This window comes from Lactobacillus sp. ESL1191, from assembly GCF_058504435.1.
Window position 1 is genome coordinate 1,354,502 of record NZ_CP196365.1, and the last position, 12,814, is coordinate 1,367,315.

Sequence of the window (12,814 nt, forward strand, 5' to 3'; positions counted from 1 at the left end):
CCACCCACGTTTGCACCTTAAAAAGGGCCTTATTAACGGTCTATACGGGAACCACCCTGCTCGTAATTCGTTGGCTTCGACCTGCCTAGTTTGCACCATCCACTAGTTCTCTGAACTCTGAGTCGATCAACTACTGTTTTTTTCTTAAGTGATCATACTAATTTTGGACTGGTAAGTCAATACTATTTGTAAAAGCCCTTCATCTGTAAGCCGTAAGCCTTACCAGCGGTCATATCATACTGCACCGTCTCGTAATCGGCCAATAACTTCTGTTGCTTCTTAGTCAGGTATTTAGGATCGATTACTTGACCCTTGCGTCCAATTAGCTCATAGCCTTTGTCACCATTAAAGTTGATTGTAATAGCTGGCAGTTTCTTGTGTACTTCAGTCAGCAGGGCCTGGTAAGGCGTCACTTTTGAATCAGTCTGTTGCAGCACCATAGCGATGAAGTCACTGGAGCTGACAAAGTTATTGGCCTTGCGTGGTAATCTGGTCTTGGCACCGTGGTCACGAGCGTACTTGTTAGAATAAATAAAGTAACGGGTTGAGTGCATTTCTACTGGATACTTGGCCGTGTAGCTTTGCGAAACAACACTTGGGTAGTGGTCGCCATAGAAGACTACCGTAATTGGTTTCTTGATGCGATCAATTTTGCCAATAAACTGTTTGACTGCTTGGTCAGTATATTGTGTTCCCTTAACATAGGTCGCCATTTGAACCCGAACCGCTGGTGTATTGAACAAGTCTCCTGAAATCTTACCCATGTATTCGTTATTAGCATACCAATTGTTATACGGCATGTGATTTTGAATCGAAATTAAGTTGATGAATTGGCCATCTTTTCTCGAATTAATTTGCTTCAAACCATTGGCATAAGTAGTGTAGTCAGAGTTATAGCCACTCTTGCCCAATTTCTTTTGGTCAATGATCTTGTACTTCGAACCACTATAAACAAACTTATCAAACTTAAACCGGTGATAGTCTTCACGCCTTGAGTAATAAGTACCAATGAAGGGGTGCACTGCAGACCGGTAATCGAAGTTCATCCCAATTGTTGGGTAAAAGTCGTAGTTAGGGACAACCTGAACATAAGGCGTTAACGTGGACTTAAACAGGCCCATATTAAGCCCAGTCAACGTTTCCCATTCCATGTTGGCCGTGCCACCACCGTAACCGGCGCTAAGCATGGTGCCATATGAAGACCGTGATTTCATTGACTGGATGAACTTGACCGGGTTAGGAACTGAACGGTCAAACCTAATCGTCGGGAAAGTATTGGGATCAACAAAACTTTCACTTAAGTTAAAGACAACGGTCTGGTCGCGCAAATCGTTCTTCCGGTTCTTGTTAATGCGCTCCGCAATCTTACTATATTTATCATTCAGTTGCTTCATAGTGGAAGCTGAATAGCCAGTTGGTTTGTCCATAATCTGCAAGTCAATGTAGTTAAGAAAGTTTAAAACTGGACCATTCACTTGGATATCACGTTCTGGATTACGGAAGCGTTGCCGGTTATCAAAACCACGGTTAATATGGTAAATAACCCCGCCATCGTGGTTAAACCGCAAGGGCGTCATAAACAGCAGCAGGCTGAGCAGAGCCCAGATACCGCGGCGCTTCCACGAGCCATGCTTCTTGATCGGAACCTTGCGCTCCAAAAAGAGATCAAGCACAATGACAGCAATAATCGCTACCAAGATAGCAATCACGGTAGTTTTACCCACCATTGGCAACAGGGTCTTCCAGTTAACAATTTCACTGATTTCAGTTGGGTAAATAGGCTCACCCCGGAGCAGCAACTTAATCTTGTTAGCAATTGCCCAACCAATTGCAATCAAGCTAACCAGCATGTTGGAGGTCCAGTAACGGGTAGTCACAAAGTAAAAGATTGAGAACAGCGCATCAAGAAAGATGGTCGTCAAAATAATGGCAAAAAATTTCGTTCCCAAGAGATAGACAATTGCATTAATGGTAGCAGCAGTACTGATTTGAATGCGCAGATTGTCCGCTTCAATTAAAAAGGAGCCAAAACTGAGTACATAGAACCAAGCCCAGGTAAGCAGCTTAACCCGGTTATTGGCAACAAACCGGGTGAACCGCGACCAGATTGCTTCACAAACCTTGGCCAGGTTCGGTTCATTGTCTAAGTAGTCAATCGTCTTAGCCAGTGGCTTGATTCTAAACAAGTAGCGCTCCAGCACTGCCGCCCAAAGCCAGGCAATTGCAGTCATGACCACAATCATGATTAACTTGTCAAGCGCACCCGACCCAGTAAAGTGAAAGTCATTCATAAATCGCGGCGAAATCGGTGCATCCATAAAAATGATCACCGGAATAAAATACCGCATGTCTTTCTTAGTAAGGGTCATGATGACCTTTTTAAACAGTAAAAAAATTGCTACAACAAGCAAAAACATAAAGGGCGAAGACGGGTTATTCAAAAATTCCCGGTTCCAGTCACCGCCACCGTTACCAGAGATAATCTGTGACCAGTAAACCGCATCAAAACCGGAGACACCAATCACCACCACCAAGAAAGAGATAACACCACTGATTAATGAGAGTGTTAACAGCTTCCCATTGATTGGAAGATCAGCTAAAAACATACCCCATGCAAAAAACAGCACCAGATATAATCCATAAATGGAGTATTTGAAAGATAAGTTGCCCGCGCTCAAGGCAAAACCCAATAACGTGAGCCCACTCAGTACAATTAGATTCTGCTTTACAGTTAATTTGTGCAGTAGGTCAGATAAATGTGACTGCACCAACAAACTGAAAAACAATCCAGCAAATAACACTGAAGTACTAGTAATGATGGGAAAGAGCATGCCCCACACCCGCCACATATTGAAGCGTCCTGGCACCTTAAAGAAGAAGAGTACGTAATAGACCAGCAAGGTGGCCATAGCCAGCAGCCAATACTTATAGCTTTCACTAGCACTCTGCTTCTTGCGGCTATACACCGCTCCAAAAATCATTGGCACAATCATCAAAGTCGCATTATGCATCATGTTAGGCATAAAACGGACAAAGGAGTAATGTGCTTGCGCTGCTACACCCTTCAAACTGTACATCTGCACTAGCATGAACAAGGTTGCCGCCAGCATGCAAATAACTTGAACCGCTTTTAACGTTTTTTTGTTTTTATTCATATTCCAGTCTATGTCCTTACTAAATTAATGATGCGATCGCACACCTCTTAAACCCGCTATCTAAAATACCATAATCCAGGTTCAAGGAGCATTCTTAAGCAACAGGTCATAAAAGCAGTTTCCGTGCTAAATTGTGACCAAAAGAGTGCTATCCAATATTCTACAACACTCACAAAACTAAATTTGCAATTATTACCAGTATACAATATTATACTCCGTTTTTTAGCTAAAACGATAGTCCGCAAAAAACCGCTGGGCCAACTAAGTGGTGCCAGCACTTGAGCGGCGCACCTTTAATTCCCACCAGCTTTTGGTTCAGCATAATCTAAATAAAGGTGGTACTCCTGTGTTGCTAAGTTGCTAAAGTCAAAGCCGCGCGCCACATTACGTTTATTCTGGTAAGTTTCATTGTTTTTGAGCGGCAGTAATTTAAGGCCTAACTCCGCACGCAGATAATCTGATACCCGTTGTAATTCCTTGGTTGACTGCACCTGGTAAGAAACATCGTCAATCGTAGCATTATGACCGTGCAGGTAGTCGCTTTTGGCATGCTTAGTGGTATCACGATAATTTAACGCAATCTGCTGGAGCGCGGCAAAAGTCAGATTAGTCTTAACATTACCGGAAATTGAAGTCAAAACTGAATCAAGCTTGGTTAATGTATTAAGTGAAATCGTTTTTTGAATCAGGGCTGTAATCACTTGGCGCTGGCGCTGTTGGCGACCATAGTCACCCTTGGGATCATCATAGCGCATCCGTGAATAGGCCAACGCACCACCACCACCCATGTGAGTTAACTGATTTTTCTTAAAAATATAACCACCATACTCAAAGCTGAGGTTAGGCCTAATGTCAATCCCGCCAACATAGCGGATTAGCCGCATAATGCCCTTCATGTTGACCAAGGCATAATACTTGATGGGCACGTTAACCAGTTTTGAAACGCTGGCCATCGACATAGCTGCACCCCCAAGCGGATATGCCGCATTAATCTTTTCGATTTGAAAAGTTTCTGCACCCACCATCTGGGCCATCGTATCACGTGGCACCGACATTAACGTGTAGCGCTTTTTTTCTGGATTGACCACAGCAATGATTACCGTATCGGAATTACCCACTTTTTCCGTGCGGTCCAGCGCACCCGTATCAGTCCCTAGCAGCAAAACCGCAAATTTACGCTGGCCGTTGAACTCACCCTGCTTAATTTGAACGTGATTACTGCTGTCATAAGTACTATCAATCGCATTTTTGGTGCGAACATAAACATAGGCTGAATAGGCCGCAACTACCACTGTTGCAAGAGCAAGAACACTCAATACCCACGCCCAAATCCGCCGCTTCCTCTTATGCTTTTCGGCATGTAATGCGACCCGTTTGCGAATGGGCTGATTATCATTATGATCCATCGTTTTTATTTACCAATTATCAATTATTAATACTAATTACATGATTATATCATAGCAAAAAAGCAAACCGTTGCCGGTTTGTCTATAATTTCTTATTAAAATCGTTAAACTTTAGCTCACCGTTAAAGCCAGCTTAAATTCCACACTAGCATCACTTTTCAAAGTAGAGTCATTGGCAGCAATGATTTGCTCATTTTGAGCTAACAACTCAAAGTTGGTGGCCTCCGCTTTTAAAGTTATTTCATCTCGTGTTAGTTCAAGTTCATTCACCCTTTCGGTGATTGACCATCCTGCAAAAACCGGCAGGGTAAAAGCAAAGGAAAAAGGCATATCCTTATGTGAGTTATTTTTTAAATAACACTTGAGTTCAACCCGGTTACCTTCTAATAGATAGGTCAAAATTGCTTCAAAGTGATAGGGAAACTTCTGATAACTGTCATTATCATCAATCAAGGCCAAACTAACCTGCGCATCCCCCTTATCAATGACGGTCCAAGGTAAGAGCTGGGCCCAGTTTTCACTGCGGTCCGCCCCCTTAAAGGCAACCTCTAAATTTTTTCGCGTATCCTGGTCTCTGAGATAATCAATTTGATTATTTTGGTTAACCAGGTTTAACACTTGGCCGCCCTTTTCATCAACGGCCACGCGCAAAACAGAATTTTCAATTGTTTGCATAGCACACTCCAAACTTTCTTCTTAAGAAAATAGCATTTTATCGGTGTTGGTGTCAATTCACGCTTGAAATCTAACTAATTGGCAGCTAGAAGAGCTTCATTTAAATTATTGAAAAAGAATTATACTACAAAAACTTTAATTAGGACCAAAAAATAATTAGGGCAAAACACAATTATCAATAACTTTCCTAAAAGAAAAAGCACAAAACATTAGCAAAATTTGCTCTGGTATACTATAATGTAATTGTTCCCGAGGATTATAAATTTAGTTTTTGGAACAAGTTAATAAAAAGAGTACCCCAAGCAATTGGGGTACTTTTTTCTATATTCGATAATTAATGCGCGCGTGCGCTGCTTCGGTTAGGTCTGCAGAAACTGGCGCAACAAAGGAGCCATCGTTAGGCACTTCGACTTCACTAATTTTACTCGACTGGGGCAGGTCCGTCTTGTTATATAACCGGCTGGCAAGGGTATCAGCAGCCATCTTCATTGCCTCACGCAATCCTTGGCCTTCAGTGATGCCACCCTTAATATCGGGAAAGTTAATGACATAAACATCATTCCCCAATGGCCGAAAAATGGCGGGATAAGTAACTATTCTGTGCTTCATCTACAAACCTCCTTAATTTGTATGTACTCTTACCTATCATATAACAAAACCAGTGAAATTTAATAAAAATTAGTGAAAAATTACGTTTTAACAAAGAAAAATTTTTTCACTTTCCTTTTTTAATAATTTTCTCCTCTTCTTTAAGACGAGCTTAATTGACCAATAAAAAAGCGCTACATCAACTTGTAGCGCTTTTTTTCGATTAATCTTAAAATCCTAAACCTACGGATCAAGCCTGATCACTTAATTCTTTTTAAATAACCGCCAGCCACTCAAAATTACAGTCACCAAGCAGATAAGTAGTGAAATAATGAAAACGACGTGCATACCGTAGATAAAGATTTCCGGCTGCTTGGGCAAATAGCCCGTTACCCGCGCCCCCTTGGCTTGGCTCATGGCAGCAAAAAGAACTGTGGTTGCACTTGAAATCCCAATTACCATACCCAAATTACGGGAAAGTGAGTTAATACTGCCAGCAATGCCCAAATCCTTTTGCTCAACTGAACTCATTACTAAAGAATTATTCGGCGAGCTGAAGATACCACTGCCGAGGCCCATGATTGCGATGCTGACTACAAAAAGCCAAGTAGGTGAATCGAGGTTGCACATCGTGTAACCAATCTGGCTAATTAGCAGTAATACTAACCCGATAAAGGTTATTAACTTGGGACCAATCTTATCAGAGAGTGTCCCGGCAACTGGCGCAGCAAAGAGCTGTACCACTGGCAAAATCATTAAGATGTAACCCGTCTGGCTCGGTGCCAGGTGCCGCGCGTTTTCCAGGTAAAACGGCGTAACTACATTAAAGAAGAAATTAGTAATAAAAATCAATAATGCACACAGCAAACTGACTGAAAAATCCGGGTTTTTAAACAGTTTAAACTGTAGCAAAGGGTTAGTGGTGTGCTTCTCAACGTATACAAAGCTAACCAAACTGACCACCCCAACTAGTAGCATTGCTAAGACAGGGAGAGCAGTAAAGCCCAACTGTTGTCCCAAAAAGACACCGCCAAACAGGGAAATCATTCCTAAAGCAAAGGTAAACGAACCGGTCCGATCAAGTGGTTCATTGGTAAAGGTAATGTCCTTTGGCAGGTAAATAGCTCCGATGATGGCAGCAACAATCCCAACTGGAACATTCAACCAGAAGATATATGACCAAGATAAATGACTTAAAATCAGGCCGCCAAGTCCTGGCCCTGCAATCGAGCCCAGCGCTACAAAGGAGCCAATAGTTCCTAAAGCCTTGCCCCGTTCAGTATTAGGAAAGATTTCGGTAATAATACCATTATTGGTTGCCATCGTCATGGCTGCACCCAGAGCTTGCAGGGCCCGGGCAGCCAAGAGAAATATCAAATTAACCTTAAAGCCAGACAAAAGTGATCCGGCAATAAAGAAAATTGCTCCTAAGCGGAAAATCTTGATTTTTCCGTGTAAGTCGCTCAATTTCCCAAAAAATAAAATAAAGCTGCAGACAATAATCAAATATAGTGAAACTACCCATTCAGATTGACTCATTGGAATCTGCAGGTCCTTGCTGATTACCGGCAAGGCAATATTGACAATGGTCCCATCAAGCGTCGACATGAAGGTAAACAGCCCTACTGCCACTAATATCCACCAGCGATTTTTTTGCACCTTTTGGTTAGTTTGATAACTCAACTTTTCTGTCATTTAAACCAATCTCCTTAATTTCTAATTTAGTTAGGTACCTTATTAGAATAGATTATACTCTTTTTTTCTACGCTGCCAAGTAGCAAATGTATTACAATTGAACTTAACGATAAAAATCGAAAAAAGAAGCTGATTAGGTGGGAAAACTGCTAATACCAATATCATCGGCGTCCAGAATATCGATGGAAAGAGGACTAAATGATTGAGAACATCCCTCACAAAACAAAGGCTTATCTTGCTGGCGTCAACTTGTCTGATGCAAACTTTGAATACTACATGGCCGAACTAGCCAACCTGGCAGCAGCAGCCAACCTGGAAATCGTGGGACAAGCGCGGCAGAATGCTGACCACATTGTCAGCGCCACCTACCTAGGTCTTGGTAAAGTCAATGAAATTAAGGAGCTGGCCCGTGGACTAAAAGCGAAAGTCCTAATCTTAAACGATGAACTGTCGCCCGTCCAAATTCGCAACTTGGAAAAATCGACCAAACTGCGGGTAATTGATCGAACCGAACTGATATTGGAGATTTTTTCCAATCGTGCCCGCACTAAGCAGGCAAAACTACAGGTGCAGTTGGCTCGGCTACAATACGAACTGCCCCGGCTACACCCTTCAGAAAATACCCTTGACCAACAACGCGGCAATGGGGGAACAGCTGGCGGCGGATTTGCTAACCGTGGCGCCGGTGAATCAAGGCTAGAACTGAATCGGCGAACAATTGGCAAGCAAATCGCCACCATCAAAAGTGAATTAAAAACAATTGTTAGTCAAGAAGAAATTAAGGCGAAACGCCGCCATGACAGTCATATTCCCAAAGTAGCTCTTGTTGGTTATACAAATGCTGGCAAATCAACAACAATGAACGGCCTGTTAGCAGCCTTTTCCCCAGAAAATAGGTCCAAACAAGTACTAGTTAAGGATATGCTCTTTGCAACGCTTGATACCAGTGTTCGCCGCATCGATTTAGATAGTAACTTTAGTTTTATTCTTTCCGATACCGTTGGCTTTGTTTCTAAACTGCCTCACAGCTTGATTGAATCCTTTAAGGCTACCCTGCAGGAAGCTAAAGACGCTGACCTATTAATCAATGTGGTAGATGCAGCTGACCCGAACATGATCCAAATGATTCGGACAACCCAAACTGTTTTAAGCGAAATTGGTGTGACAGATATCCCAATGATTACGGCTTATAACAAGGCCGACAAAGCCCACCGTAATTACCCACAAATTGAAGGAGACAGCATTCTATACTCCGCAACCGATTCCACATCGCTAAAAACCCTGGCTAAATTAATTACCAAGCGAGTCTTTGCCAACTATCAAAAAGTCAACTTGCTGTTGCCGCTAAGCGAAGGCAAAGACTTGGCTTACTTGCATACACATGCCCAAGTTATGGCAGAAAAATATCAGCCCGATGGTGTGCACGTAACCGTACGACTGGCTCCAGAAAAACAGGCAAAATTTCAGCGCTATCTTGTAAACATGAACTGACTTGCATAGCTTCACCATGATTTATTTACTTATATAGCAAAACAACAGTTTACTTCAATTTAGTAAACTGTTGTTTTTTATTCATTTTATTGAATTACTCGTTTAGCAACACAAGGATAAAAGTAGGAGCTAATGACCTGTAAAACCACCCCTTGATCAGGAGTAGCTGCATGAACATACTGATTGTTACCAATATAGATACCAACATGGTATGGCGCATCCACTGATCCCCAATACAAGAGGTCTCCTGCTTGTAGTTGATCCATTGCAACGGTTGTACCGACCTTAACCTGGTCAGTGGTCACGCGGGGCAGCTGGACACCCCCCACTTGGCCATAGATGAACTGGACAAGACCGGAACAGTCAAAATTGTCCGGACCATTGCCGCCCCACGCATAGCCCTTACCTACTTGACTCTTGGCTAAGTTCACAACCGCCTGCGCCCGCTGTGAGCTGGGGCCCGTTGGGACTGGGGCTGGGCTTGGACTAGTTACGGCTGGCACGGTACTCGGGCGCGTTTTGCTAGGCTTGGTGCTAACCGGAACTGGCTTAGGTGCAGCCGGCTTGACTGGTTGCTTGGCTTGGCTTTGAATTTCCGGCTTTTTCTTTGCTTTCTTTACCTTTTTTTTAGGTGCTTTGGTAGCAGCCGGCTTGTCTACCTTACTGCCCGCCTCTTTTTCTTCTAAGTCCTCAGTGTAGCGCGCTTGAATCCACTCATCATAGCCAATCTTATACCACAGTCGGCCCTTACGATCGACAGCCGTCTCGGCAACATTCCACTTACTCTTGTTCTTAGCCTGAAAGTTGATTAGTTGGCCACCTTCGTAACTTGTCCAAACTTTGGCGCTTTTTCCCGGCAGACAATTAATCTGCACCCGCTTGATTGGCTCTTTGAGTATGGCCGCATGGACCATCTTCTGTGGTACAGCCGCGACCACACCCGTTAGCGTCAAGGCGGTCGCGAGGCTCATTTTCCAAAAATTGCCTTTCATTAAATTATTCTCCTTTGGTAGCAAAAATGTGATCGAGTAAAAAGTACTCGTCTTTATTTTAGTCGTTTTATATATCTATAATCAAGTTACACCGACAAATAAAAATAAAAAAACACTTAGAATAGTTCTAAGTGTTAAATAATCTTTGCTTAAATTGCTAGTCAAGCACCCGCTTGGCAACTGAAGGATAAAAGTAAGAGCTCAAGCTAGCCTTTACAACACCTTGCTTAGGTGCAGCAGCATGAACGAATTGGTTGTCACCAACGTAAATACCAACATGGTAGGGAGCTGAAGCAGAGCCCCAGAACAACAAGTCACCTGGTTGTAGGTTCTGCATCGAAACCTTCTTGCCTTTCTTCACCTGAGTGTAGGTAGTGCGACTGATTTGCTTGCCCGTAGCCTTGCTATAGACGTACTGCGTCAACCCTGAACAGTCAAATGCACTCGGACCATTGCTACCTTGAACATAAGCCTTGCCAACAGCTGCATTAGCAACGTTAACAACTTTTTGAGCCTGGTCTGCTCTATTACTTGCCTGGACACCTTGGCCAACTTTGGAGCTTATACTCTCCTTAACCGTATACCGGGCCTGAATCCATTGACCCTCGCCAATTTGATACCAGCTTCTGCCCTTTTGGTCAATTGCACTAGCCAAGACTGTAACTGTCTTACCATGCTTAATCCTAGTACCGGTAAATTTGGGGTTCTGATAGTTGTCCCACACATTAATGCCGTAACCAGCAACATAATTGATTCTGACTCTTTGAGCAACAGTTGCAGCTTCGACGCGGGCAGGTCCAAGATTTGAACTAACTGTATTAGCAACCCCGACTCCAGTAACTGTTAAAGCTGCAGCTGTAGTATATTTTACTAAGTCACTCTTGATCTTCAAAAAAATTCCCCCATACAACTTCGCATTAGTCATTACACCTGTTTTTATTTTTTGATTTTAGATTTTATTAGTTAGGTAGATTACAGTAATTAGTCTACTCGTAAGATATTACAAAAAGGTTACAAAAATGATACCGGTAAGTAAAAAACCTCACCAAGATACTTTGGTCAGGGTAAAAGCGAAAATTTTGCAGTTTTATTGGTTGGTTTAGCTTTGGGGTTATTCAAGCACTCGTTTGGCGGCAGCTGGGTAAAAGTAAGCGCTAAGCGCTTGTTGACGAACACCTTGCTGGGGTGTGGCAGCATGAACAAATTTGTTACCACCCACATATATCCCAACGTGGTTCGGCTTAGCTGCTGAACCCCAGTAGAGCAGATCGCCCTTTTTAAGTTTTTTTAGAGATACCTTCTTGCCAAGGGCCACTTGAGTATAAGTTGTTCTAGGCAGGTAGGTATTACCAGCTTGTTGGTAAACATATTGCACAAGCCCCGAGCAGTCAAAGGCAAACGGTCCGGTGGCACCATAAACATAGCGCTTGCCTACTTGCTTTTTAGCAAGTTTAGCAACAGCATTGCGCTTTTGTGTTATCGAACTATCATCACCTTGTTCTGTCGTTGCTGCATTAGCTACATTAGTAGTTGCTATCCCTGTAAAAAATAGAGACATCAATGCAACTAACTTAATTAACTTTCGACTATGCTTCAAACCTGTTTCACTCTTTTCAACTAAATATTTCTTTGTCCTAGTTAGAATTAACTATCTTTAAGTTGTTTTCCGTAATTGGCATTCTATATATTACCCATTGAATGTTACACATTCGTGTCAATCGGACTACAAATTAATAAGAAATACTTGATGAAATTGAAACAAGTGGTAAAATCAGCGTTGCAGTAGGCTTTCTGCTAGCTTGTCCAATTCTTTTTTAGTCTTGGACCAGTCATCATTAACCAATATGTGGGCATCCTGCGCAAGTTCCGGTGGCAACTCATTCAGTTCACTGCCGCTAAGCCGGGCTTGGATTTTAAGTGGATCATCACCGCGTTTGCTTAAACGCTCCTGCAATTCTGCCCTGGTAGTGGTGGTGACATATAGAAAATAAACTTGACCCTTAATTACTTGGAGGTAAGAAGCGGCCCCCTTAATGTCGACAATTAAAGAAACCAGTTCATGCTTACGCCAAGCCTTTCTCAAGGCTTCTTCACTTGAACCATATTGGTAAGAGCCATATTTGACATGTTCAAAAAAATGAAGGCGACTAAAAGTTGCATCACTTTCAAAATGGTAGTCGCGGTCTGGCTGCTCCCCTACACGTAGCGGTCTGGTGGTATGGGTTAGGACCCGCGGAATGTTAAAATTAGCCCTTAGGTAGTCTGAAATAGTCGTTTTACCAGCACCACTAGGACCGGCAATTAATATTAATTTTTGCAAAATCCAAGTCCCCTTTACTTGAAAACCATTAGTTTTTATAATACTATCTTTCTATTATAATTAAACCCGATGATGAGAGGAAGTAAAATTCATCATGAAAAAAGCAGACGTCAAACCAAATAGTATTGTGAGTGCAAAGTCTGAAGAAGAACTGACCAAGCCCTTTTTAGGCAAAGTGGAAAAAATTTACGAAAATTCAGCAATGCTAGCAATTATCGACTTTGATCAAGAGGATGAAACGGCCGTTGGTGACTTAAACAAAAAAATTGTGGTTAACTTCAAGAATCTGAAGAGTGCGCCCAAGCGCAAACTCAAGGAAATTGAAGCTCTAGCTAACAGTGATGTTAAAGTAGAGAAGATTACTCCGACCAAAAAGGCTGCAGCCCAAGCTGATAGCACTACTGAAAAGAAGAGCAAGTAGGATTTTTACTTAAAAAGCAGCAATTATTCCTGACTGCTCTTTTTTTTTGCCGCTTTTTTGCCTAAAATTAG

At 42.5% G+C, this 12,814-nt stretch carries 11 protein-coding genes; 2 read left to right on the forward strand and 9 right to left on the reverse strand.

Annotated elements, in window-relative coordinates; translation table 11 throughout:
- Positions 1 to 182: 182 nt before the first annotated feature.
- The 5 genes from ACSYSN_RS06785 to ACSYSN_RS06805 all read right to left on the reverse strand — a co-directional run bounded on the left by ACSYSN_RS06785 (position 183) and on the right by ACSYSN_RS06805 (position 7,519).
- Positions 183 to 3,155, reverse strand: coding sequence for an LTA synthase family protein (locus tag ACSYSN_RS06785; protein ID WP_491712090.1), 2,973 nt, complete (start codon positions 3,153 to 3,155; stop codon positions 183 to 185).
- Between the two features lie 293 nt (positions 3,156 to 3,448).
- Positions 3,449 to 4,561 carry an LCP family glycopolymer transferase gene (locus tag ACSYSN_RS06790; protein ID WP_491712091.1) on the reverse strand — a complete coding sequence of 371 codons (1,113 nt, stop codon included), beginning with the start codon at positions 4,559 to 4,561 and terminating at the stop codon, positions 3,449 to 3,451.
- 111 nt (positions 4,562 to 4,672) lie between these two features.
- Positions 4,673 to 5,236, reverse strand: a complete 564-nt coding sequence (locus tag ACSYSN_RS06795) for an aldose epimerase family protein (RefSeq protein WP_317637270.1) — start codon at positions 5,234 to 5,236, stop codon at positions 4,673 to 4,675.
- A gap of 321 nt (positions 5,237 to 5,557) precedes the next feature.
- Positions 5,558 to 5,845, reverse strand: coding sequence for a type II toxin-antitoxin system HicB family antitoxin (locus ACSYSN_RS06800; protein ID WP_317637271.1), 288 nt, complete (start codon positions 5,843 to 5,845; stop codon positions 5,558 to 5,560).
- Between the two features lie 243 nt (positions 5,846 to 6,088).
- Positions 6,089 to 7,519: an MFS transporter gene (locus tag ACSYSN_RS06805; RefSeq protein ID WP_491712092.1), complete on the reverse strand. Its 1,431-nt coding sequence runs from the start codon at positions 7,517 to 7,519 to the stop codon at positions 6,089 to 6,091.
- A gap of 198 nt (positions 7,520 to 7,717) precedes the next feature.
- On the opposite strand from ACSYSN_RS06805, the gene hflX reads away from it, so the two are divergent.
- On the forward strand, positions 7,718 to 9,010 hold the full coding sequence (hflX, locus tag ACSYSN_RS06810) for a GTPase HflX (RefSeq protein WP_491712093.1): 1,293 nt from the start codon (positions 7,718 to 7,720) through the stop codon (positions 9,008 to 9,010).
- 86 nt (positions 9,011 to 9,096) lie between these two features.
- Here hflX and ACSYSN_RS06815 read toward each other — a convergent pair whose 3' ends face one another.
- The 4 genes from ACSYSN_RS06815 to ACSYSN_RS06830 form a co-directional block, all read right to left on the reverse strand.
- Positions 9,097 to 10,002: a C40 family peptidase gene (locus ACSYSN_RS06815; protein WP_491712094.1), complete on the reverse strand. Its 906-nt coding sequence runs from the start codon at positions 10,000 to 10,002 to the stop codon at positions 9,097 to 9,099.
- Positions 10,003 to 10,159: 157 nt separating this feature from the next.
- Positions 10,160 to 10,894, reverse strand: coding sequence for a C40 family peptidase (locus ACSYSN_RS06820; RefSeq protein WP_491712095.1), 735 nt, complete (start codon positions 10,892 to 10,894; stop codon positions 10,160 to 10,162).
- Positions 10,895 to 11,113: 219 nt separating this feature from the next.
- Complete coding sequence (locus ACSYSN_RS06825; RefSeq protein WP_317637279.1) at positions 11,114 to 11,599, reverse strand: C40 family peptidase; 486 nt, start codon at positions 11,597 to 11,599, stop codon at positions 11,114 to 11,116.
- A gap of 174 nt (positions 11,600 to 11,773) precedes the next feature.
- On the reverse strand, positions 11,774 to 12,322 hold the full coding sequence (locus ACSYSN_RS06830; RefSeq protein ID WP_491712096.1) for a guanylate kinase: 549 nt from the start codon (positions 12,320 to 12,322) through the stop codon (positions 11,774 to 11,776).
- Between the two features lie 94 nt (positions 12,323 to 12,416).
- Between ACSYSN_RS06830 and ACSYSN_RS06835 the strand changes: the two genes are divergently transcribed.
- Positions 12,417 to 12,743 (forward strand): DUF2187 domain-containing protein, encoded by a 327-nt coding sequence (locus ACSYSN_RS06835; protein ID WP_491712097.1) that lies wholly within the window; start codon positions 12,417 to 12,419, stop codon positions 12,741 to 12,743.
- Positions 12,744 to 12,814 lie beyond the last annotated feature (71 nt).

Coding starts and splice junctions, on each gene's coding strand:
- ACSYSN_RS06785 (WP_491712090.1), bottom strand. CDS start 3,155: ATGAATAAAAACAAAAAAACGTTAAAAGCGGTTCAAGTTATTTGCATG.
- ACSYSN_RS06835 (WP_491712097.1), top strand. CDS start 12,417: ATGAAAAAAGCAGACGTCAAACCAAATAGTATTGTGAGTGCAAAGTCT.
- ACSYSN_RS06790 (WP_491712091.1), bottom strand. CDS start 4,561: ATGGATCATAATGATAATCAGCCCATTCGCAAACGGGTCGCATTACAT.
- ACSYSN_RS06815 (WP_491712094.1), bottom strand. CDS start 10,002: ATGAAAGGCAATTTTTGGAAAATGAGCCTCGCGACCGCCTTGACGCTA.
- hflX (WP_491712093.1), top strand. CDS start 7,718: ATGATTGAGAACATCCCTCACAAAACAAAGGCTTATCTTGCTGGCGTC.
- ACSYSN_RS06805 (WP_491712092.1), bottom strand. CDS start 7,519: ATGACAGAAAAGTTGAGTTATCAAACTAACCAAAAGGTGCAAAAAAAT.
- ACSYSN_RS06800 (WP_317637271.1), bottom strand. CDS start 5,845: ATGAAGCACAGAATAGTTACTTATCCCGCCATTTTTCGGCCATTGGGG.
- ACSYSN_RS06795 (WP_317637270.1), bottom strand. CDS start 5,236: ATGCAAACAATTGAAAATTCTGTTTTGCGCGTGGCCGTTGATGAAAAG.